This is a genomic window from Jannaschia aquimarina (assembly GCF_000877395.1).
Taxonomy (GTDB): domain Bacteria; phylum Pseudomonadota; class Alphaproteobacteria; order Rhodobacterales; family Rhodobacteraceae; genus Jannaschia; species Jannaschia aquimarina.
Window position 1 is genome coordinate 31,493 of record NZ_JYFE01000017.1, and the last position, 22,203, is coordinate 53,695.

Below are 22,203 nucleotides of genomic sequence, written 5' to 3' on the forward strand. Positions count from 1 at the left end.
TGGGGCCGCCTCTCGGTTTTGGCGATCTTAGGGCGCTTGTGCGGCGAGGGGAAGGCGTGGTTCCGGCCGGATGGCACGCCCTCGCCTATCTTCCTATGCGAAAGGATCCGCCGGATAGCTTACACCCGTCAATGTCAGGCCGTCGGGCGGCGCGACCGGTCCACAGGCCGCGCGGTCGCGCGCGGCGAGTGCATCGGCGACACGCTCCGGCGTCCATGATCCGGCGCCGACACGCTCCAGTGTCCCGACGATGGAACGGACCTGGTTATGAAGGAAGCTGCGGGCCCGGATGTGGAAGGTGAAAAGGCGTCCGCCCGGGTATTCTGCTTCGCTTATCCGGATCTCGTCGAGCGTGCGGACGGGGCTGTCCGCCTGGCATTGCACGGCGCGGAACGTGGTGAAGTCGTGCCGCCCTGTCAGGTGGGTGGCGCCTTCCCGCATCGCGTCGGCGTCGAGCGGCCCGTGCACGCGCCAGGCGAGGCCCTTGTCGACCGTCAAGGGCGCGCGCCGCGCGATAACCCGAAACGCGTAGCGTCGTTCGACGGCTGTGAAACGCGCATGCCAGTCGGTCGTCACACGGGCGCAGGCGGTCACGGCGATGGGAGCAGGCTTCAGATGCCAGTTCAGCGCCTCGGACAGGCGGAACGGGTCCCAGTCCCGTGCAAGATCCGCTTGCGCCACCTGTCCCGTGGCATGCACGCCGGTATCCGTGCGCCCCGCCGCCGCGATCCGGTGCGGGCCTGACTCGAGCGCCGCGAGCGCCGTCTCGATCCGTTGCTGCACGCTGTCCGGCCCATCCTGGCGCTGCCAGCCGGCGAAGGGACGACCGTCATATTCGATGCGGAGTGCGTAGCGGGGCATGGGCGCGGGCTAGGACCAGCGGCGCGCGGTGTCCAGCGGCGCGCGGGATGCACCGAGCCGTAACCGTTCCTGTTGGGATGTTGTCTTGCTGCGATCCGGCTCGTCGGAGGGCGTTCCACCTGTATCGGCCTCCGCGTCCGACTTCGCCGGGCGCCTCGATCGGAGCCGGTTCCGCAAAGGCATCGCCGCCTTAACCGATTGTCAACGAAATGGCGCGAGGACGGGAGAATGTCGTTCGCCTCGCTTCTCCGATTGCTGTCCCCGCCACCGGATCCACCGCCTCTCAGCGCGCGCGAGCCGAAGGAGAGGAGCGGGGCTTCCACCCCGGCCAAGACGGTCAATTCCAGGTGATGCGCGGGCTTGTCTTTCTGGCGTTTGCGGGCCTTGCGGCCTGCGGATCGCCGCATCCGCTTGATGGGTTGGATCGGACCGGCACCGCGCGGGTAGAGGGACGGGACTATCGCGTGAACTGGAACGTCTCGACGGCGCAGGTGACGCGTATGACGCCTGAATGGCGCCCCGCCTTCGCTTCGGTTGCCCGCGGGGCCGCAATCGCCGCAGAGCAGGTGACCGGCTGCAAGGTCGTCCCAAGCAGCGTGAGCGGCGACATCGCGATGCTTAACATGGCACTGGACTGCACGGCCTCCTAGGGAGAGGTCGCCGCCTCTGCGAGGCTTTCCAGCAGGTCGGCGTAGAACGCGACGTCTTCTGGCGGGTAGTCCAGTCCGTGTCGTGCGAAGATGGTCTCGTAGAGATACTCGGCTGAATTGTAGGCCAACCAGACCCGGCCTTGCGGATCCTCGTAGGCCAGTGCTTTCGGCGGGAAATCGATCCCGGCCAACTGGTTTTCACGTATGAACCGCGTCCCGTAGCCGGGATTGCCGACGGCGATCACGATCGTCGGCGACAAGGTCTCTTCATATTCGCGCGCGGCCTCGGTGTGGTTGTGGCGGGCGAAGACGCGGATGCCCCGCTCTCGCGCGGCGTCCTCGTACCTGTCGGCGGTCACTTCGACGGAATGTGCACTTTCCACACGTATGATGCCATTCTCCCCGGGCGTTTGTGCGGCAGAGGGGTGGGCGGACAGGTATAGCGCGGCAAAGGCGGCCGGCGCGATGCAGAGGGAGAGTCGTCTCATCGGGAGGACCTCGGAAGTGGGGTGACATGACGATACGCCGCGCGGGCCGCGGGTCGTGCTTTGGCCGGGGCCGTGCGCAGGATGGGCTGGATCCCGCTGCTGAGATCTGTCCGATGCGGCCGACCGCGCTGCCAGATCGGTTCGCCTGCCGTGACGCATTGCGCCGGGCAAATCCGTTCGAACACTGTTGCGTCCGTCCGCCGGGGTGGCATGAGGGACACATGCAGATTCACATGTCTGACGAGGTCACGCGCGCCGTGACCGAAGGGGCGCCGGTCGTTGCGCTGGAAAGCACCATTATCAGCCACGGGATGCCTTGGCCCCGGAACGCCGAGGTCGCCGCACGGGTCGAGAACGTCGTGCGCGAGGAAGGGGCCGTGCCGGCGACCATCGCGGTGATCGAGGGCCGGCTCTGCGCGGGCCTCGGATCTGCCCAGATCGAGGCGCTGGGCCGGGGCGACGGTGTGGTGAAGGCCGCATCCCGGGACCTCGGCGCGGCCATCGCGCGGAGGCGAACGGCAGGCACGACGGTTTCGGCGACGATGCGGATCGCGGCGCTTGCGGGCATCGGCGTTTTCGCCACCGGCGGCATCGGCGGCGTGCATCGGGGCGACGAGTGGGATGTGAGCGCCGATCTGACCGAACTGGCCGCGACGGACGTCCTCGTTGTCTGTGCGGGTGCGAAGTCGATCCTCGATATTCCGCGGACACTGGAGATGCTCGAAACGCTGCGCGTGCCCGTCGTGACCTATGGATCGGACGTCTTTCCGGCCTTCTACACCCGCGAAAGCGGGCAGCCTTCGCCCGAACGGGCCGATGACCCGGCCGAAATCGCCGCGATCCGGCGGGCGAACAGGGAATGCGGCCTCGGGACAGGCATGCTGGTGGCTAACCCGATCCCCGAGGCGCACGCCTTGGATGCGGGCTGGATCGCGACGCAGGTCGAGGACGCCTTGGCGCGGGCCGAGACGGAAGGCGTGCGGGGCAAGGATGTGACGCCCTACCTCTTGGCTCATCTGAATGCGGTCACGGATGGCAAGGCATTGGGAGCCAACATCGCTCTGGTCGAGAACAATGCCCGCCTCGCGGCCTGGATCGCGATGGCAGGACGTTCGGGCGGCCGCTGGGCCTGAGGGCCCTTGCGCTTGTGGCCGATCTGGCTGCGGCGGGCATTTCCCGGATCACGTTTGAGAGCGAGACCCGTAGCAAGGGGCTCATAACGTGGCGTCCCGACCGTGAGGTCAGTCCATGCGACGCCCGCACGGTCGCCATGCCCGATCGCCGAGGGGGTTTCCCCGCCCGCGATTCGGTCCCATATCGGGTCCCCGAGCAGGAGGCCCCCATGTCCGAGACGTCCGAGACGAAGCATACGAAGGTTCTGATCATCGGCTCAGGCCCGGCAGGCTATACTGCGGCCGTCTATGCGAGCCGGGCCATGTTGGAGCCGGTCCTGATCCAAGGGATCCAGCCGGGTGGGCAATTGACCATCACCACCGAGGTCGAGAACTGGCCCGGCGACACCGAAGTGCAGGGGCCTGATCTGATGGTGCGGATGGAGGCCCATGCCCGCGCCGTCGGAACCGAGATCATCGGGGATCACATCACCTCGGTCGACCTGTCGAAACGGCCCTTCACGGCCCATGGCGACTCGGGCGTCACCTACACGGCCGACGCGCTGATCCTGGCCACGGGTGCTCAGGCCAAATGGCTCGGCCTGCCCAGCGAGGAGGCGTTCAAGGGCTTCGGCGTGTCGGCATGCGCGACCTGCGATGGCTTCTTCTACCGGGGCCAGGAGGTCGTCGTCGTGGGCGGCGGCAACACTGCTGTCGAAGAGGCGCTGTTCCTCACGAATTTCGCGTCGAAGGTGACGCTGGTGCATCGCCGCGACAGCCTCAGGGCGGAAAAGATCCTCCAGGATCGGCTGTTCAAGAACCCCAAGGTCGAGGTGATCTGGGATCATCAACTGGACGAAGTGCTCGGCACCGACATGCCCAAGGGTGTCACCGGGATCCGTCTGGCGCACGCCAAGACGGGCGAGACGCGCGAGGTATCCTGCACAGGTGTCTTCATCGCCATCGGTCACGCGCCGGCCAACGAGTTGGTGAGGGACGTGCTGGACACGCATATGGGCGGCTATGTCGTCACCAGGCCGGATTCGACGGCAACCAGCGTTCCGGGCGTCTTCGCCGCCGGCGATCTGACCGACCACATCTATCGCCAGGCCGTCACCAGCGCGGGGATGGGCTGCATGGCTGCGCTCGAAGCGGAGCGGTTCCTCGCCGAACACGGGCTCGACGGTGGGCCGGATCAGGACCAGACCGTGCCCTTGGGCTACGGCGCGCCAGTGGATGAGCCGGCGGAGTAAGGCCAAGCCCGCTTTGCTGCGCTTCCCGACTTGAAGCGCGGCAGAGCCCGGCCTACGAGATCGGGAACGCCGTCAGAGAGGTTTGTCCCATGTCTCGCATCGCGCTTGTTCCAGTTCTCGTCATCCTCGCCGCGTGTAATCCGGTGACCGCAGGCAACCCGTCGGTCGAGCAGGCGCTGGCCCTGGCCGCCGACCGGACCTGCCCCCTGCCGGTTCCCGAGCGCGACAGCTTGCTGGCCGCGGCGGTCGCCGCCGACGACGCGACGCCGGTCGAAGCGTTTCTCGCGCAGCGCCCCGAAGATGCGACGGCCCAGGCGACGGCGCAACTGATCGCCGGGGAACCGGTCGTCGATCCGGACCGCATCGCCTGCCTTTCGCCGTACCTTTGATCGCCGAGTGGTTTCGCCACGCGCATAGCCGCGTTTCCGCTCCCGCGCTTGTCTTTCGCCGCACTGCAGCGTAGGCGGCGCCCGTCCTTGTCCCGGAGTCACCCATGTCCATGTCCGCGCCGAACCTCGCCCCCCTGCCCGAACTCTACGTCTCCTGGGAAAGCGCGCAGAAGCTGAAGCACGAGGCGGGCGAACTGCCGAGCTGGGACATGACCGCGCGCCAGGTTTGCGATCTGGAGCTTCTGATGAATGGTGGCTTCTCGCCATTGACGGGCTTTCTGGGCAAAGCCGACTACGAAAGCGTGGTCGAGGACATGCGGTTGGCGGACGGCGCGCTGTGGCCGATGCCGATCACGCTGGACGTGTCCGAGAAATTTGCCGAGGGCGTCGAGGAAGGACAGGACATCGCCTTGCGCGACGCCGAGGGCGTGATCCTTGCCATCCTGTCGGTCACCGACAAGTGGAGCCCCGACAAGGCGCGCGAGGCCGAGAAGGTATTCGGCGCCGACGATCTGGCGCATCCGGCCGTCAACTACCTGCATAACGTCGCTGGGCCGGTCTATCTGGGGGGGCGCATCACCGGCCTCCAGCCGCCGACGCATTATGATTTCCGCGCCCGCCGCGACACGCCCAACGAACTGCGCGCCTATTTCCGCAAGCTGGGCTGGCGCCGCGTCGTCGCCTTCCAGACGCGCAACCCGTTGCACCGCGCTCATCAGGAACTGACTTTTCGTGCCGCGCGCGAGGCGCAGGCGAACCTGCTGATCCACCCGGTCGTCGGCCTGACCAAGCCCGGCGACGTGGATCACTTCACCCGGGTGCGATGCTACGAGGCGGTGCTCGACAAGTATCCGGCCTCGACCACCACGATGAGCCTTCTGAACCTCGCCATGCGGATGGCAGGTCCGCGCGAGGCGGTATGGCACGGCATCATCCGCCGCAATCACGGCTGCACGCACATGATCATCGGCCGTGATCATGCGGGACCGGGCAAGAATAGCCAGGGAGAGGACTTCTACGGTCCCTACGATGCGCAGGACCTGTTCCGGAAGCACGAGGACGAGATCGGCATCGAGATGGTCGATTTCAAACACATGGTCTACGTCCAGGAACGCGCCCAGTACGAGCCCAACGACGAGATCGAGGATCGCGACAGCGTCACGATCCTGAACATTTCGGGCACGGAGCTGCGCCGTCGCCTGCGTGAGGGCCTCGAGATCCCGGAATGGTTCTCGTTCCCCGAAGTGGTGCGTGAATTGCGCCGCACCTCGCCCCCGCGTTCGCAACAGGGGTTCACCGTCTTCTTCACGGGTCTGTCAGGATCGGGCAAGTCGACCATTGCCAACGCGATCATGGTCAAGCTGATGGAGATGGGAGGCCGTCCCGTGACGCTGCTGGACGGCGATGTCGTCCGCAAGCATCTGTCGTCCGAGTTGACCTTTTCGAAGGAGCATCGCGACATCAACATCCGCCGGATCGGCTATGTCGCGTCCGAGATCACCAAGAATGGTGGCATCGCGATCTGTGCCCCCATCGCCCCCTATACGGCGACACGGCGTGCCGCGCGCGAGATGATCGAAGCCTACGGCGCGTTCGTGGAGGTCCATGTCGCGACGTCGCTAGAAGAATGCGAGCGTCGTGATCGCAAGGGTCTGTACAAGTTGGCGCGGGAAGGGAAGATCCCCGAGTTTACCGGTATTTCGGACCCCTACGAAGCTCCGACGAATGCGGAATTGGTTGTCGATACCGAGGGCGCAGAAGTCGACAACTGCGCTCAACAGGTCCTGCTGAAGCTGGAAAGCATGGGGCTGATCGGGAAGAACTGAACGGATCCCTCGGCCTGATCCGGCCTGCGATCCATCAGACATTGTTGCAGGTATGCCGTGCGGTCCGAATTCGGACGACGGCACGCCTGCAACAGGGGAACTTTGGCATTGGTGCTCGTGTTGGTCTCGTCGAATGTACCTTTGTATGAGCGAGCCAAAGGCTGGACCAATGCTCGATGACATGAAAATCCTGATCGTGGAGGACGAGGCCCTCCTCGCCGTCGACCTCTCGATGACCCTGGAAGACGAAGGGGCCGTCGTCGAAGGGCCGTGCATGACGATAGACGATGCGTTGCGTAATCAGTCCCACGTCGACGCCGCGGTATTGGACGTCGATATCCGCGGTGAGCCAGTATTTCCGGTCGCCGACCGTCTTGCCGAGGAGGGAACGCCATTCGTCTTCCACACGGGTCGTGCAAACCTCGCAGAACTGCGCGAGCGTTACGGCGACGACGTCCCGATCATCTCCAAGCCCTCGAGCCCCGCGCGGCTGGTGAAGATCCTGTGTGACGCGGTCGCTTCGCAGTCGGAAAAGGCGACGGCAGCCAAGTAGGATCTGCAATCGAATTTGCAGGCTCTTTCGACATCCTCATCTAGCATGAAAAAGCCGACCGCATCGTTTTGCGGTCGGCCGAACGTTTTGACCCGAACAACTTCGCTCAGTGAACGCTTACGGGGTGAAGATCATTCTGCCGGGCAAGAGTGAAAGCCAATCGCCGATCTCCGACAAGCGCGACTTGTTCTCCATCCGTCCGATGCAGGGCATAAAGTTCTTCCAGCCCGCCTTCCCGCGCTTCGCGCTGGACGTCGCGGGGGAGATCCTCGACGAGGACCTTCCGCACATAGACCGTCGCGCTTCCGACGGCGTCGATGTTCCAGTTCTGTGTCATGCTCGAACCTCCTCGTCGCTCAATCCTGCGCGGTTTCGATACGGATCGACTTCACAACGTTTTCGGGGATGGATCGTTGCAGGTCGATGTGAAGCAATCCGTTCTTCATCGTCGCACCCGTCACCTCGACGCCATCGGCAAGCACGAAGGCACGCTGAAACTGTCGGGCGGCGATGCCGCGGTGAAGCCAGATCCGCTCTCCCTCATCGCGCGCGCGCCCGCGAACGACGAGTTGTGCATCTTCGAGTGTGATCGACAGATCCTCCATCGAGAAACCGGCCACCGCGAGCGTGATGCGGAACCCGGCTTCGCCGGTCTGTTCGATGTTGTAAGGCGGATACCCGTCCGAGGATCGCGCCGTGCGTTCCACCAGACGCTCCAACTCATCGAAGCCGAGCAGGAAAGGGTGTGTGCCGAAGGTCGGCTTGGTCATCATCCGGATCCTTTGTCCAAAAAGCGAACCGCGTGCCACGACCCGTCATCGGCATCGTCGCATGACCAATGTGGGTGCAGTTCCGTGCACCCGCAAGCCCGGAGCGCTTGGACGCCGCCGCGCAATCCGGTAGGTCGAAACCGAGAACCGCCAGGATAACGCCGTGACCCTGCCCCCGGACGAGATGTCCCATGAAGACGTGCTGCGCGCCGAACTGACGGTGTTGCGCCAACAGCATCGTGATCTGGATGACGCGATAGCCGCTCTGGAACAGGGGCCGTTGCCGGACATGCTTCAGATCCGGCGACTCAAGAAGCAGAAGCTGGCCCTGAAAGATCGCATCGGACGCATAGAGGACGAATTGACCCCGGACATCATCGCATGAGCGCGCCCGTCGGTATCATCATGGGCTCGACCTCGGATTGGCCGACCATGAAGGCCGCCGCAGAGATCCTCGACGAACTGGAGGTCGGCTACAAGACCGCGATCGTCTCGGCACACCGGACCCCGGACAGGCTTTGGGAGTATGGGACGTCGGCGGTGGAGCGTGGGCTCAAGGTGATCGTCGCCGGGGCAGGCGGGGCGGCGCATCTTCCTGGCATGATGGCGTCCAAGACGCGCCTGCCGGTAATCGGCGTTCCGGTCCAGACGAAGGCGCTGGGTGGCGTCGACTCGCTTCATTCCATAGTCCAGATGCCGCGCGGCTATCCGGTCGCGACCATGGCGATCGGCGGCGCGGCCAATGCGGGTCTGATGGCGGCCGCCATCCTCGCGGTTTCCGACGATGCGTTGGCCACTCGCCTGGAGGCGTGGAGGGCGGCCTTGTCCGCCTCCATCCCGGAGCGGCCCGAATGACCGCGTTGCGACCCGGCGCGACGATCGGAATTCTGGGCGGTGGGCAACTCGGGCGAATGCTTTCCGTTGCGGCCAGCCGGCTCGGCTACAAATGTGCGATCTACGAACCGGGCGGCGACTGTCCGGCGTCGCACGTCGCCAATTACCATCACAAGGCCGCCTGGGACGATGTCGAGGCGTTGACGGCATTCGGGGGCGCCTGCGACGTCGTGACATACGAGTGGGAAAACGTGCCGGGGACCGCCCTCGACGTCATCGGAAAGCTCGCTCCGATCCATCCGGGACGGCGCGCACTGGAGGTCGCACAGGACCGGCTGACCGAAAAGGATTTCCTGACCGGACTAGGACTTCGCACCGCACGGTATCGGGCCGTCGCGGACGCGGCCGAGCTACGGGAGACGCTGGCGGAGTTCGGCGGCGAGGGCATCCTGAAGACCCGGACTTTGGGGTACGACGGCAAGGGGCAGGTTCGCCTGTCCTCTGCGGACGAGGCAGAGGATGCGATGGACGCCATGGGCGGTGCGCCCGCGATCCTGGAGGCCATGGTCCCGTTCGAGCGAGAGGTCAGCGTCATCGCGGCCCGTGGCCCGTCAGGAGAGGTCGTCGCCTTCGATCCGGGCGAGAACGTCCATGCCGGGGGGATCCTCCGAACGACGACCGTACCTGCGACGTTGAGCACCTCTCAGCGGACCGATGCGGCCTTGCTCGCCGGACGCATCCTGAACGCCCTCGATTATGTCGGCGTCCTGGGGGTCGAGCTTTTCGTGACCGGCACGGAAATGCTGGTCAACGAGATCGCGCCTCGCGTCCACAATTCCGGACATTGGACCCAGCTCGGCTGCGCAACGGATCAGTTCGAACAGCATATCCGCGCGATCGCCGGTCTGCCGCTGGGCGACGGGGCACGGCATGCGGATGTGCGCATGGAGAACCTGATCGGCTACGACATGGACGGGATCCCGGCAATCCTCTCGGAGCGTGGCGCGCAATTGCATCTTTACGGCAAGGCCGAGAACCGCGCGGGTCGCAAGATGGGGCATGTAAACCGGCTGATCGGCTGACGGCCGGTCCCCCGCGCGAGGCGGGCTGGCCGGCATGAGACAGAAGTGGCGCGACCGGGCCGATCTAAGCCAGGACGTTCGGATCCTCACCCATCTCGAGACCCGGGAAGACCGTCGTCTCAAGCTCATACCGGCCAAGACCGAAGAGGCCGGCCATCGCCCATGCGGCATAGGCGCGGACGTCCCGCATCGGCATCACGTCGCGGCCGTCCAAGAGATCGGACTCGGCCAGACCGGGATATGCACCAAGCACGCGCCCGCCCCGGATCGCGCCTCCGGCCAGAAGCAGGGTCCCACCGGTCCCGTGATCGGTTCCCTTCGTGCCGTTCTCACGCACGGTGCGACCGAATTCCGTGACGGCCAGAACGGCGGTCCGGTCCCAATACGGTCCGAGCCCCTGGCGGAGAGCCGCAAGCCCGGTGGCGAGCCGTTCGAGCGGCTGCCTGATGCGTGCCGCCTGTGATTGGTGCGTATCCCACCCGCCGATCGACAGCGCGGCGATCCGGGCATCGGCGCGAAGCTGTGTCGCGGCGAAGTCGAACAGTGCCTCGTGCGGCTTCAGATCGGCACTGCCCGGATCCTCCGCCGACAGGATCAACGCCTCCTGCGCGCTGCGCCGGAACAGGGAATCGTCGTGGTAGACGTGGCGCAGCAGGTCGGCCGTGGCCGCCGACAGCTCCAGGCGGGCATCGGGAGCCCAGCGCGAATGCGCCGCCTCGCCACGGAGGATCTTCATGTTCTCCCGTCCGATCGCGAAGGCGGTCCGGCCATGCGCACCGGGCACAACGCCCACAAGGCGGTTCAACCACCCGTCCCGCTGACTTAGCGGCAAGAGGCCCGGTGTTCCGGCTTCGAGCAGATCTTGGCCGTCGAAATGGCTGCGCTTGCCCCGGTAGGGGGTGCTGACGGCCTGGGCGAAGGCAAGGTCGCCTCCTGTCCACCAACTGGTCAGAGGCGCAAGCGACCGGTGAAGCGCGTGAAACCCGTCGAGATCCGGGTTGCCTGCCGCCGGGCCGATCTCGAAGCTCGGTCTGAGGCCTGCCAGAACCGGGTCGCCGTAGGGTTGGAGGATATCCAGACCGTCCATCGCGCCGCGCAGGATCACGACGACCAGCCTCCCATCGCCCGGCGCCGCGGCGAAAGAGACTGGCGTTACCAGAGGCGAGGCCGCGAGGGAGCATCCGATCAGGAAGGCACGACGGTCCATGCTCATCTCCTCTGGAACTCGGGTGAGGCGAGGACGAGGCCGATCGCGGCCTCGGCGGTTTCGGCGGCCTCGACCGCGAATCTGGTCCGGCCCGAGGCGAGGGGCCCGAGGGCCGTTTGCAGGACGTCCCGCGGTTGCGGCTGGCTCTGCATCCGCACCGGAGCGCGCATCGACCATTCGATCCGCGCGGCCAGGGCTTGCGGCGTGATCCAGGCCTCGGCCTCTTCCGGCCAGCCGTCCGGGGCCGGGGCGCCGGGCAGGCTCTGACCCATCAGGTTCAGCGGCCCCCGAAGGATCGCATTCGTCAGTCTGCGCCCACGGGGGACCGGAACATCGAGCGCGCGGAACGCGGCCGTCAGATACTCGACCGGCCTGCGCACTTTCTCCAGCCGTTCAGACCAGGCAGCCGGATGATCCAGCATCGCGGAATAGACGGCACGCAGATCGCCATCGGTCGCCAGCCATTTTGCGGCCATCGCATCGACGAGGCCCCGGTCGGGTCTGTCGGAGACGAAATGTCGCGCCAGCTTTCCGGACAGGTGCCAGGCCGTGTCGGGGTGGCGCGCGAGGTCGCGCAGGACGGCACGCAGGTCATCGGGCGCTGCAGGGTCGCCGCCATAGGTCCGACCGAGTACCGTCTCGGGGCCGGGTTCGGCCGCCTTGGGGTTGAAAGCCGGCGACCCGTCGCGGTTCACGGTCAGGCCGGTCAGCAATTCCGCAAGCTCCGTGACATCCGCCTGCTTGTATCCCGCGCCCACGCCGAGCGTATGCAACTCGAGGACCTCTCGGGCGAGGTTCTCGTTCAACCCGCCATAGCGGTTGCGGGCTTTTTGGGAGTTCGGGCCGACCGAGCGGCTCTGATCCAGGTAGATGACCATCGCAGGATGGGTGACAGCGGCCTCCAGCAGATCGGCGAAGCGGCCCGAGAGGTGGGGCCGTAGCTCTGCCTGATAGCTGGGAACCGAAGCGCGCAGATATCCCCGTCCGGGCGTGACCGTGAAGTGATCGGCCCAGAACCAGGCCAGCCTCTCCCGGAATGGTTGGTCCGTGACGGCGCCCCGCGCGATGATGTCGCCGACCTCGTTGGCGTTCCGTTCTGCGATGTGGCGATTGTGCTGGGTATAGGCCTCGCGCTCCGCCGGGCCGTCACGCCGAGCGCGTCTCAGACGAGACCAATCGCGGGCCTCGGCCGCCGCCTCGCTCCAGGCCAGTGCCGGGAAAGCCTCCAGGGCTCGATCCGGGCCTTCCAGTTGCGCTATCACGTCGCCCGGTCCGTCCGGCGCCGGGATCCGTGGGGAAAGGCCGGTCCCGAAACGGATCGCGGCAAGGGCGGAATGCATATCCATCCCGCAAAGATAGGTGGAGTATCGGCAGAAAGGGAGGGGGCGGAAAAGCGGGCACTGCAAGATCGGCGGCGCCCGCCTGGCGTCACGACCGGCGGAGCCGCTTGAACAGCTTCCACAGGGCCAGATACTTGATCAGCTTGCGCATGTTTCGTCTCCTGTATGCAGGTAACATACCAACGCACAAGCGGCGGATCGGTTTGATCCGATCCACGATTTTTCCGGCGGATCAGTCCTTGGGGACGACCCGGAGGCCCAATTCCATCAATTGGCCGGGCATCGGTTCCGTAGGGGCGCCCATCATCAGGTCTTCGGCGCGCTGGTTCATCGGGAAGAGCATCACCTCGCGGATGTTCTCCTCTCCGGCCAGCAGCATGACGATGCGGTCGATCCCCGCCGCGCAGCCGCCATGGGGCGGAGCGCCGTACTGGAATGCCTTCACCATGCCGCCGAAGCGTTTTTCCACTTCGTCGCGGCCGTAGCCCGCGATCTCGAAGGCGCGGTACATCACGTCCAGCTTGTGGTTCCGGATGGCGCCGGAGACCAGTTCGTAGCCGTTGCAGGCCAGGTCGTACTGGTAGCCGAGCACCGCTTCGGGATCGCCGTCCAGAGCTTCGAGGCCGCCCTGCGGCATCGAGAACGGGTTATGGGAGAAGTCGACCTTCCCCTCGTCGTCGCGCTCGTACATCGGGAAGTCGACGATCCAGGCAAAGGCGAAGCGGTCCTCGTCGATCAGGCCCAGTTCCTGCCCGATCACGGTGCGGGCGCGGCCCGCGACGGCCTCGAAGTCTGACGCCTTGCCGCCGAGGAAGAACGCAGCGTCGCCGACGCCGAGGCCGAGCTGCTGGCGGATTGCCTCGGTGCGCTCGGGGCCGATGTTCTTGGCGAGGGGGCCGGCGGCTTCGACAGAGTACTCGATTGATTCCAGATCATCCCGAAGTCGCCCCAGCACTTCTGAACGATCTCCTTGGATAGTCTGTCCGTCACTAGCCTTTACAGCGATCATCGCCATGCCAGTCGAGTTCTGCTCGATTTCATTTATTCTTGCGATCACCTGCGCTGCTTTGTCATTGTCAGGACGCCAGAAGATATACCCCATCCCCGGCAGGCCCTGCTCTTGGGCGAACTTGTTCATCCGGTCGCAGAACTTGCGCGACCCGCCCGTGGGCGCGGGGATGGCGCGGATCTCGGTGCCGTCCTTCTCCAGCAGCGAGGCGAAGATGGCGAAGCCCGAGCCCCGGAAATGCTCGGACACGTCCTGCATCTCGATCGGGTTGCGCAGGTCGGGCTTGTCGGTGCCGTATTTCAGCGCCGCCTCGGCAAAAGGGATCTGCGGCCAGGTCTCGGGCGCATCGACGCGCTTGCCGCCGCCGAAGCGTTCGAACGTGCCGGCCACCACGGGCGCGATCGTGTCGAACACGTCCTGCTGGGTGGCGAAGCTCATCTCCATGTCGAGCTGGTAGAAGTCGGTGGGCGAGCGGTCGGCGCGCGGATCCTCGTCGCGGAAGCAGGGCGCGATCTGAAAGTACTTGTCGAAGCCGGCCACCATCAGCAGCTGCTTGAACTGCTGCGGTGCCTGCGGCAGCGCATAGAGCTTGCCCGGATGCAGCCGTGACGGGATCACGAAGTCGCGCGCCCCTTCGGGAGAGGACGCGGTGATGATCGGCGTCTGGTATTCGCGGAAGTCCAGATCCCACATCCGCTGCCGCAGGTCGCGCACGACGTCCGAGCGCAGCTTCATGTTGTCCTGCATTGCCTCGCGGCGCAGGTCGAGGAAGCGATAGCGCAGGCGTGTCTCTTCGGGATATTCCTGATCACCGAAGACGATCAGTGGCAACTCGTCCGCCTTTCCCAGAACTTCCATATCGCGGATGAAAACCTCGACCTCGCCGGTCGGGATCTTGGGGTTGATCAGGCTTTCGTCGCGCGCCTTCACGTTGCCGTCGATGCGGATGCACCACTCGCTGCGCACCTTCTCGACCTCGGAGAAGACCGGGCTGTCGGGGTCGCACAAGACCTGCGTGACGCCGTAATGGTCGCGCAGGTCGATGAACAGCACCCCGCCATGATCGCGGATCCTGTGGACCCATCCGGCCAAGCGGACCGTATCGCCCACATTCTCGCGGGTCAGTTCGGCGCAGGTATGGGTGCGGTAGACATGCATGGCGGGACCCCCGGAGAAAGCCGCGCCTATGCACACAAGGGGGGGCGGAGTGTCAACCGGGCGCGATCATTCCGCCGGGACCGGCATGCCGAGATCCAGCAGGCGCGGCTGAAGCCGGTCGACGACCAGCAACCCGGTCTGGAACTCCCTGCGCCGCGCGGCGGCTCCCGGAAAGGCGAGGACGCGGAGACCCGCATCCAGGGCCGCCTGGGCCGCCTCTGGCGTGTCCTCGATGGCGAGGACGCGCGCCGGATCCAGATCCATTCGCCCCAAGGCGCCCCGATAGATGTCGGGCGCGGGCTTGGGCCTTGCGGCATGGGTCGCGTCGCCGATCCATTCGAATGCGTCCATATCGACGAACCGTTCGAGCCCCGACAGCACCGCGTGGATCTGATCGGGCGATGTCGTGGAGCAGACCGCGATCCGCAGGCCCCGCGCCGTCGCGGCGGCGATCATCTCGGGAACGCCCGGGCGCGGGCGTATGCCGTCCTGCCGGACGAGCGCCGCGAAGTGACGGCACTTCGCGGCGTGGAGGCTACGGATATCGACACGGTCGCCTGCATCCTCGGCATATCTCGCGAGCCGTGCACGCCCGCCGGGATGGTGCAGCATCCGAAGATAGCTCTCATGGTCCCAGACCCAGTCGAGATCCGCTTCGGCAAAGGCTCGGTTGTAGGCGCGACGCTGCAGTTCGGTCGTCTCGGCCAGCGTGCCGATCGCACCGAAGAACAGCGCGGATGCTGACAGCATCTGCGATCCCCCCATATCCCGGCGCGTCCTGCCCACGCGCTACGAACGGAGGGTGACATACCCCCCGCGAAAATCAAGGAAATGCGTGACTGCGCCGCCGTGCCAGCCAGAGTTCCAAGGCCATCAGCCAGGGCAGGTAGAAGGCCAGCACCTGGATGCGATCGAACCATCCCGTGAAATCCTCGCGCACCCCGATGCCACCGGTCCCCAGTTCCCACAGCCCGTATTGCACGCGGTACAGCCAGGAGCCGAGTGCCAGAACCACCATCCGTGCGGCCCAGTCGGGATGGGTCGGAGAGCGATCGACGGCACTGCGCCACGTGGCCCAGGCGACCGCGATCACGAGTGCGCCGTAGAGGGCGAAACCGAAGCTCATCCAAAGCCCGCCGATGGTTCCCAACGCGCCGATATAGATCAGTCCGCCCAGCCCCGTGATACCCGCTAGCCCCAAGGTCACGCGGCCGGTTCCGCGATGGATCGCCGGCCAGCGACGACGGACCGCCCCCAGCAACTGCAGCGGCGCCAGAATGCTCAGCGCGCCGCCCGCCACCATGTGGAGATAGAGCGCAGCCGTTGGCGCCAACGCGTCTTCGTGGAACAGGCGTGAAGCGACCTCGTCCGGGGTGCCGAGGGCCGCGCCGCGCAGGAGGGAGTAGAGCCCGAACGGCAGCACTGCGAGCATTAGAAGAAGCACAGAACCGATGCGGATCGCCGCCATGGCGCGACTGTCCCCATCGCGCCCGGCAAGGTCAATGCGGACGATCAGCGCGGCACGGTCACCGGGGCGGGTGCTGCAAAGGTGGCGTGCCCGGCGACCGCGAGGGCGCCACCGAGAAAGATCGAGAGAATGATAAGAAAGCTGGGCATGACAGACCTCGCAGAAGCAATGACCCCAGCCTAGCGTTCGCCCGGGATGTGGCCGATACCGGTTTTCCTGACCTTCGGGGCCGGTCGCCCGGGGTGCCCTTGCGCCCCCTCGCCACCCCCCTATAACGCCGCGAGTTTGGCCAGCGCGGGAGTCGGGACCATGCCGAAGAGGACGGACATCCAGTCCATCATGATCATCGGTGCGGGCCCCATCGTCATCGGGCAGGCCTGCGAGTTCGACTATTCCGGCGCGCAAGCCTGCAAGGCGCTGCGCGAGGAAGGTTACCGGGTCATCCTGGTCAACTCGAACCCGGCCACGATCATGACGGATCCCGGTTTGGCCGACGCCACCTACATCGAGCCGATCACTCCGGATGTCGTCGCGAAGATCATCGAGAAGGAACGTCCCGACGCGCTCCTGCCGACGATGGGCGGTCAGACGGGGCTGAATACGTCGCTGGCGTTGGACGATATGGGCGTGCTCGAGAAATTCGGCGTCGAGTTGATCGGGGCCAAGCGCGCGGCCATCGAGATGGCCGAGGATCGCAAGCTGTTCCGCGAGGCGATGGACCGGCTGGGCATCGAGAATCCGAAGGCCACGATCGTGGATGCGCCCAAGCGCGAGGATGGGAGCTACGACATTGCCGCCGGTATGGGCATCGCCATGGAAGCGCTCGAATTCGTCGGCCTGCCCGCGATCATCCGCCCCGCCTTCACACTCGGCGGGACCGGCGGTGGCGTCGCCTACAACCGGGCGGACTACGAACGCATCTGCCGGACGGGGCTGGAGGCCTCTCCGGTCGCCCAGATCCTTGTCGACGAAAGCCTTCTGGGCTGGAAGGAATTCGAGATGGAGGTGGTCCGCGACAAGGCGGACAACGCGATCATCGTCTGTTCGATCGAGAACGTCGATCCGATGGGCGTGCATACGGGCGACTCGATCACCGTCGCGCCTGCGCTGACGCTGACCGACAAGGAGTATCAGCTCATGCGCACGCACTCGATCAACGTGCTGCGCGAGATCGGGGTCGAGACCGGCGGCTCGAACGTGCAATGGGCGGTGAACCCCGCCGACGGGCGCATGGTCGTGATCGAGATGAACCCCCGCGTGTCGCGATCTTCGGCGCTGGCGTCCAAGGCCACCGGCTTTCCCATCGCCAAGATCGCCGCGAAACTGGCCGTGGGATACACGCTGGACGAACTCGACAATGACATCACGGGCGTGACCCCGGCCTCGTTCGAGCCGTCCATCGACTATGTCGTCACCAAGATCCCCCGATTTGCCTTCGAGAAGTTTCCGGGCGCGGAGCCGCTGCTGACCACGGCGATGAAATCGGTCGGCGAGGCCATGGCCATCGGCCGGACGATCCACGAGTCGCTCCAGAAGGCGCTGGCGTCGATGGAGACGGGTCTGACCGGCTTCGACGAAATCGCGCTTCCCGACGATCCCGCCGCCGTCAAGGCGGAGTTGTCCCGCCAGACCCCCGACCGGCTTCGCGTGATCGCCCAGGCGATGCGGCAGGGCCTCTCGGACGACGAGATCAACGCCGTCACCCATTTCGATCCATGGTTCCTGTCCCGCATTCGCGAGATCGTCGAGGCCGAGGCCCAGATCCGCAAGGACGGCCTGCCGGTGACCGAAGACAGCTTGCGCCGGCTAAAGATGATGGGCTTCACGGATGCACGCCTCGCCAAGCTGACCGGCCGGAGCGAGGACAACGTGCGCCGCGCCCGCCTGAACCTCGGTGTGACCGCGCAATTCAAGCGCATCGACACCTGCGCCGCCGAGTTCGAGGCGCAGACGCCCTACATGTACTCGACCTATGAGACGCCGGTGATGGGCGAGGCGGAATGCGAAAGCCGCCCCACCGACGCCAAGAAGGTGGTTATCCTGGGCGGTGGCCCCAACCGCATCGGGCAAGGGATCGAGTTCGACTATTGCTGCTGCCATGCCTGCTTCGCGCTCAGCGATGCCGGCTACGAGACCATCATGGTCAACTGCAATCCCGAGACGGTCAGCACGGATTACGACACCTCCGACCGCCTCTACTTCGAGCCGCTGACCTTCGAGCACGTGATGGAGATCCTGCGCGTGGAGCAGGAGAACGGCACGCTTCACGGGGTGATCGTGCAGTTCGGCGGGCAGACGCCGCTGAAGCTGGCCAATGCGCTGCACGATGCGGGCATCCCGATCCTGGGGACGACGCCCGACGCGATCGACCTGGCCGAGGACCGCGAACGGTTCGCCGCCCTGGTCGAGCGACTGGGCCTCAAGCAGCCGCGCAACGCCATTGCCCACTCGGACGACGAAGCCCGCATCCGGGCCGAGGAACTGGGCTATCCGCTGGTCATCCGCCCGTCCTATGTGCTGGGCGGCCGCGCGATGGAGATCGTGCGCGATACGGCGCAACTGGAGCGATACATCCGCGATGCGGTCGTCGTCTCGGGCGACAGCCCGGTCCTGCTCGACAGCTATCTTTCGGGCGCGATCGAGGTGGATGTCGACGCCCTGTCCGACGGCAAGGAGGTCCATGTCGCCGGCATCATGCAGCATATCGAAGAGGCCGGGGTTCATTCCGGCGACAGCGCGTGCTGTCTGCCGCCGCACAGCCTGCCGGACGACGTCGTGGCCGAGATCCGGCGCCAGACCGAGGCGCTGGCGAAGGCGCTGAAGGTCGTCGGTCTGATGAATGTCCAGTTCGCGGTGAAGGACGGAGAGATCTACCTGATCGAGGTAAATCCCCGTGCGTCTCGGACGGTGCCTTTCGTTGCGAAGGCGGTCGATAGTGCCATCGCCTCGATCGCAGCACGGTTGATGGCGGGTGAGCCTCTGTCGAACTTCCCGCTGCGCGATCCCTATCCCGAAGGCACCGTGGACCATCTGCCCATGGGTGACGCGATGATGCTGGCCCATGCCCATACGCCTTGGTTCTCGGTCAAGGAAGCCGTTCTGCCTTTCGCGCGCTTCCCAGGTGTCGACACGCTGTTGGGGCCGGAGATGCGGTCCACGGGCGAAGTGATGGGATGGGACCGCAGCTTCGCCCGCGCGTTCCTCAAGGCGCAGCTCGGTGCGGGGACGACGTTGCCCGAGAACGGGACGGTGTTCCTGTCGATCAAGGACGCCGACAAGACCGATCAACTGGTCGAGACCGCGACGCTGCTGCGCGATCAGGGCTTTCGGATTCTCGCGACGTCGGGCACGGCCGCTTTCCTCGCGGAGCACGGCATCGAGGCCGCGACCGTCAACAAGGCCTACGAGGGCGGTCGCACTATCGTCGATGTCCTCAAGGACGGGGAGGTGGCGCTGGTCATGAACTCCACAGAAGGCGCGCAAGCGGTCGAGGACAGCCGCTCCATGCGCGCGGTCGCTCTGTCGGACCGGATCCCGTACTACACGACGCTGGCCGGTGCCCATGCCGCCGCCCGCGCCATGGCCGCTCGCGCCGAGGGCGCGGTGGAGGTCCGGTCGCTGCAATGATCGGGCAGTGGTGAGATCCAGCGGAGTCTTCGGTCAGCCGTGAACTCGCTGGGCATGTCGGCGAGGAAAGTGGCGCTCGTGCCGCATTCTTGGGCCATCAGCCAATAATTCACCTAAATCCCGCCGCGACTGCGCGATGATCGGGGCGTAGGTGTCATGTCTTGAACATAGCCGATGGAGGATGGAGTGGACCCGCTGAGCCTGTCACTCATGTCTCTTGGTGTATCTGGTATGGCGACCCGACGTGTTATCGCCTCGATGGAAGCGAAGGAAGCGGAAGTCCGCGAGAGGACGGGGGTCAACGTTCCTCCGGCCCACAAGCTCATCCTTCACACGCTTGCCGAAGCCGCGCTGCGCGCCAGCCGTGACGAGACCTGCGATACCGCATGGCTCTTGGTGGAGCTTTCGACCCTGCCGGCTTACTGGGACCTCTTCGTCGAACTGGACGTCCCGCTCGACGAGCTTTTCACCCTGGAGGGTGTCGGGCTTGCAGGTGTGGTCTCCGTGCTGTCCCAGCGGATGGTGGATGCGGTGGTCTACGCCGAGGACGGGACGCCGCTCTGCGCTCTGCGCCTGCCCGAAGGTGGCAGCAAGACCTTCGCGCCGAAGCTGTTCGAAATGACGGGCATTCCTTTGATTACCGTCCCGCAGGGCCTGCATTGGCGCGATGGGATGGAGCGTGTCGACCGCGCGTTCGGCACGAACATCGTCATCCCGTTCGGGACGGCGGCGTGATGGACCGTTCGTAGGGGCCTCACTTCGCTGAAGGGGCCGCGTCCGGCGCGGGCGCGCACGGCGCGTGCCGTCGCGGTGGGTTGACCCGATCCGCCTGCAGGTCCATCCCGTCCCGACCCGCAGGAGCCCCGCCATGACCAAGGCTGCCATCACCGGAACGGGCGTCTTCACGCCGTCGAACGTCATCACCAACGACGAGCTGGTCGCCGCCTTCAACGCCTATGCCGAACGACGGAATGCCGGCGGGGCGGAACCGCCGGTGCCGATGTCGAATGCCGATTTCATCAAATCCGCCAGCGGGATCGAAAACCGCTTCGTGATGGACAAGGACGGTGTGCTGGATCCGGATCGGATGTATCCCCGATTGCCCGAACGTGCGGACGACGAACCCAGCCTGATGGCCGAGATGGCGCTGGACGCCGCGGGCAAGGCGCTGGCACAGGCGGGCGTCGAGGCCTCCGAGATAGACCTCGTGATCTGTGCCGCATCGAACCACGAACGGGCCTATCCGGCCATCGCGGTCGAGATCCAGAACCTGCTGGGCTGCGGCGGCTTCGCCTTCGATATGAATGTCGCCTGTTCCTCGGCGACCTTCGGCATCCAGACCGCGGCCGACATGATCCGCGCCGGCTCGATCCGCCATGCGCTCATGGTCAACCCGGAAATCTGTTCCGCCCATCTCGAATGGCGGGATCGCGACTGCCATTTCATCTTCGGCGATGTCTGCACCGCCGTCGTGATCGAGGCCGAGGATCTGACGAAGGGACCACACTTCGTGATCGACTCGACCCGCTGCGCTACCCAGTTCTCGAACAATATCCGCAACAATGACGGGTTTTTGCGACGGACGCGGGACGCCATGGACGACCGGCGCGACATGCAGTTCGTCCAGGAGGGACGGAAGGTCTTCAAGGAAGTCCTGCCGCTGGTCAGTCGGCATATCGCCGCTCACATGGACGAGGAGGGGGTTGCAGCGGACGATCTGAAGCGCCTTTGGCTGCACCAGGCCAACAAGGCGATGAACGACTATATCGGCAAGCGCGTCCTTGGGCGCGATCCAGAGCCGGGCGAACAGCCGAATATCCTTCAGGATTACGCCAACACGTCTTCGGCGGGGTCGATCATCGCCTTTGCGAAGTTCTCTGAAGATCTGAAGCCGGGCGACCGAGGGCTCATCTGCAGTTTTGGCGCCGGCTATTCGGTCGGCTCCGTGCTCCTGACGCGCGCCTGATTTCCAGGCCGGTCAGTCGGTCGCCGCTTCGAGGTGCAGCTTCATCTCGACCAGGACCTTCTGGAGTTCCATCGTTTCGGCAAGCATCTGCCGAGCTTCGGCCGTCGTGATCACGTTGTCGGCGATCGCTTCGGCATAGGCCTCCATGAGCAAACCGAACCGGCGACTCAAAAGCGCGACGTCGCTGGTCACATGACCATCCCTCGCGGACGGGTCGTTCCGTGACCGGGCAAGGTGCAAACCGGCCAATTCCGCCAGCGCCGTCGTGACGTGCGGGTATCCGGCCGCGTCCTCCAGATGGGCGACAGTATCGATCGGCATGTAGCGGTTCGCATGCTCGTCGTGGTGCGAATAGTAACGTCCAAGCGTCGCCTTCGACTTGCCCGTGATCGCACAGGCCGCCTCGACGCCGACATCCTTCACCAGCGCTTCGGTGTGATTCTTGAGATAGGAACTGAAGTCGCGTGTCATTCGGCGCCTCCTTGTGGAGACGATAGCTTACGTAGGGGAACGGGGAAAGCTTGCTTCCCTTTTCCCGTTACCCGCCCCGGTTTTCGCGGATAGGGTCCGGCCATCCCCCCAAAACGGTTTGGGTCCGACACCACGGGAA

The 22,203-nt window shown here is 65.5% G+C and carries 22 protein-coding genes; 12 read left to right on the plus strand and 10 right to left on the minus strand.

What is annotated here, in order from left to right:
- Positions 1-93: 93 nt before the first annotated feature.
- The gene (truA, locus tag jaqu_RS03245) at positions 94-861 is read right to left on the minus strand and encodes a tRNA pseudouridine(38-40) synthase TruA (RefSeq protein WP_043917515.1); all 768 of its coding nucleotides are present in this window, start codon (positions 859-861) and stop codon (positions 94-96) included.
- Between the two features lie 209 nt (positions 862-1,070).
- On the opposite strand from truA, the gene jaqu_RS03250 reads away from it, so the two are divergent.
- A complete protein-coding gene (locus jaqu_RS03250; RefSeq protein WP_043917516.1) occupies positions 1,071-1,511 on the plus strand; it encodes a hypothetical protein in 441 nt (146 codons plus the stop codon).
- On the opposite strand, the gene jaqu_RS20965 is transcribed toward jaqu_RS03250, so the two are convergent.
- Entirely contained in the window at positions 1,508-1,999 is a 492-nt protein-coding gene (locus tag jaqu_RS20965) for a DUF302 domain-containing protein (RefSeq protein ID WP_161793817.1), read from the minus strand. The two genes, jaqu_RS03250 and jaqu_RS20965, sit on opposite strands and share 4 nt — an antisense overlap.
- A 221-nt stretch (positions 2,000-2,220) precedes the next feature.
- Here jaqu_RS20965 and jaqu_RS03260 point away from each other — a divergent pair, with 221 nt between their 5' ends.
- The 5 genes from jaqu_RS03260 to jaqu_RS03280 all read left to right on the plus strand — a co-directional run bounded on the left by jaqu_RS03260 (position 2,221) and on the right by jaqu_RS03280 (position 7,132).
- Positions 2,221-3,132 (plus strand): pseudouridine-5'-phosphate glycosidase, encoded by a 912-nt coding sequence (locus jaqu_RS03260; RefSeq protein ID WP_043917517.1) that lies wholly within the window; start codon positions 2,221-2,223, stop codon positions 3,130-3,132.
- Positions 3,133-3,341: 209 nt separating this feature from the next.
- Positions 3,342-4,364, plus strand: coding sequence for a thioredoxin-disulfide reductase (gene trxB / locus jaqu_RS03265; protein WP_043917518.1), 1,023 nt, complete (start codon positions 3,342-3,344; stop codon positions 4,362-4,364).
- A gap of 89 nt (positions 4,365-4,453) precedes the next feature.
- Positions 4,454-4,753, plus strand: a complete 300-nt coding sequence (locus jaqu_RS03270; protein ID WP_043917519.1) for a hypothetical protein — start codon at positions 4,454-4,456, stop codon at positions 4,751-4,753.
- A gap of 110 nt (positions 4,754-4,863) precedes the next feature.
- Entirely contained in the window at positions 4,864-6,579 is a 1,716-nt protein-coding gene (locus jaqu_RS03275; protein WP_392387213.1) for a bifunctional sulfate adenylyltransferase/adenylylsulfate kinase, read from the plus strand.
- Between the two features lie 169 nt (positions 6,580-6,748).
- Positions 6,749-7,132, plus strand: coding sequence for a response regulator (locus jaqu_RS03280; RefSeq protein ID WP_043917521.1), 384 nt, complete (start codon positions 6,749-6,751; stop codon positions 7,130-7,132).
- A 106-nt stretch (positions 7,133-7,238) separates the two neighbouring features.
- Here the strand turns inward: jaqu_RS03280 and jaqu_RS03285 are convergent, their stop codons facing one another.
- Together jaqu_RS03285 and jaqu_RS03290 are read right to left on the minus strand one after the other, a co-directional pair.
- The gene (locus jaqu_RS03285) at positions 7,239-7,469 is read right to left on the minus strand and encodes a DUF1150 family protein (RefSeq protein WP_043917522.1); all 231 of its coding nucleotides are present in this window, start codon (positions 7,467-7,469) and stop codon (positions 7,239-7,241) included.
- A gap of 19 nt (positions 7,470-7,488) precedes the next feature.
- Positions 7,489-7,902 (minus strand): Hsp20 family protein, encoded by a 414-nt coding sequence (locus jaqu_RS03290; RefSeq protein ID WP_043917630.1) that lies wholly within the window; start codon positions 7,900-7,902, stop codon positions 7,489-7,491.
- A 184-nt stretch (positions 7,903-8,086) separates the two neighbouring features.
- Between jaqu_RS03290 and jaqu_RS03295 the strand changes: the two genes are divergently transcribed.
- From jaqu_RS03295 to jaqu_RS03305, 3 genes are read left to right on the plus strand one after another with little or no spacing between them, the layout of a single operon-like run.
- On the plus strand, positions 8,087-8,287 hold the full coding sequence (locus jaqu_RS03295; RefSeq protein WP_043917631.1) for a YdcH family protein: 201 nt from the start codon (positions 8,087-8,089) through the stop codon (positions 8,285-8,287).
- Positions 8,284-8,757 (plus strand): 5-(carboxyamino)imidazole ribonucleotide mutase, encoded by a 474-nt coding sequence (purE, locus tag jaqu_RS03300; RefSeq protein WP_043917523.1) that lies wholly within the window; start codon positions 8,284-8,286, stop codon positions 8,755-8,757. Before jaqu_RS03295 ends, purE begins: the two co-directional genes overlap by 4 nt.
- Positions 8,754-9,818, plus strand: a complete 1,065-nt coding sequence (locus tag jaqu_RS03305) for a 5-(carboxyamino)imidazole ribonucleotide synthase (RefSeq protein ID WP_043917524.1) — start codon at positions 8,754-8,756, stop codon at positions 9,816-9,818. The genes purE and jaqu_RS03305 overlap by 4 nt, the downstream gene beginning before the upstream one ends.
- 64 nt (positions 9,819-9,882) lie before the next feature.
- Here the strand turns inward: jaqu_RS03305 and jaqu_RS03310 are convergent, their stop codons facing one another.
- The 5 genes from jaqu_RS03310 to jaqu_RS03330 form a co-directional block, all read right to left on the minus strand.
- Entirely contained in the window at positions 9,883-11,025 is a 1,143-nt protein-coding gene (locus jaqu_RS03310) for a DUF1501 domain-containing protein (protein ID WP_043917525.1), read from the minus strand.
- A gap of 2 nt (positions 11,026-11,027) precedes the next feature.
- Positions 11,028-12,371, minus strand: coding sequence for a DUF1800 domain-containing protein (locus tag jaqu_RS03315; protein ID WP_043917526.1), 1,344 nt, complete (start codon positions 12,369-12,371; stop codon positions 11,028-11,030).
- Positions 12,372-12,597: 226 nt separating this feature from the next.
- Entirely contained in the window at positions 12,598-14,532 is a 1,935-nt protein-coding gene (aspS, locus tag jaqu_RS03320) for an aspartate--tRNA ligase (RefSeq protein WP_043917527.1), read from the minus strand.
- 66 nt (positions 14,533-14,598) lie between these two features.
- Positions 14,599-15,282 carry an HAD-IA family hydrolase gene (locus jaqu_RS03325; protein WP_043917632.1) on the minus strand — a complete coding sequence of 228 codons (684 nt, stop codon included), beginning with the start codon at positions 15,280-15,282 and terminating at the stop codon, positions 14,599-14,601.
- Positions 15,283-15,355: 73 nt separating this feature from the next.
- Positions 15,356-16,000 (minus strand): DUF2306 domain-containing protein, encoded by a 645-nt coding sequence (locus jaqu_RS03330; RefSeq protein ID WP_043917633.1) that lies wholly within the window; start codon positions 15,998-16,000, stop codon positions 15,356-15,358.
- 309 nt (positions 16,001-16,309) lie between these two features.
- On the opposite strand from jaqu_RS03330, the gene carB reads away from it, so the two are divergent.
- The 3 genes from carB (at position 16,310) to jaqu_RS03345 (ending at position 21,593) form a co-directional block, all read left to right on the plus strand.
- A complete protein-coding gene (gene carB, locus jaqu_RS03335) occupies positions 16,310-19,627 on the plus strand; it encodes a carbamoyl-phosphate synthase large subunit (RefSeq protein WP_043917528.1) in 3,318 nt (1,105 codons plus the stop codon).
- Between the two features lie 258 nt (positions 19,628-19,885).
- On the plus strand, positions 19,886-20,362 hold the full coding sequence (locus jaqu_RS03340; RefSeq protein WP_043917529.1) for a hypothetical protein: 477 nt from the start codon (positions 19,886-19,888) through the stop codon (positions 20,360-20,362).
- A gap of 133 nt (positions 20,363-20,495) precedes the next feature.
- A complete protein-coding gene (locus jaqu_RS03345; protein ID WP_043917530.1) occupies positions 20,496-21,593 on the plus strand; it encodes a beta-ketoacyl-ACP synthase III in 1,098 nt (365 codons plus the stop codon).
- Between the two features lie 12 nt (positions 21,594-21,605).
- Here the strand turns inward: jaqu_RS03345 and jaqu_RS03350 are convergent, their stop codons facing one another.
- Positions 21,606-22,064 carry a phage regulatory CII family protein gene (locus jaqu_RS03350; RefSeq protein ID WP_043917531.1) on the minus strand — a complete coding sequence of 153 codons (459 nt, stop codon included), beginning with the start codon at positions 22,062-22,064 and terminating at the stop codon, positions 21,606-21,608.
- Between the last annotated feature and the right edge of the window lie 139 nt (positions 22,065-22,203).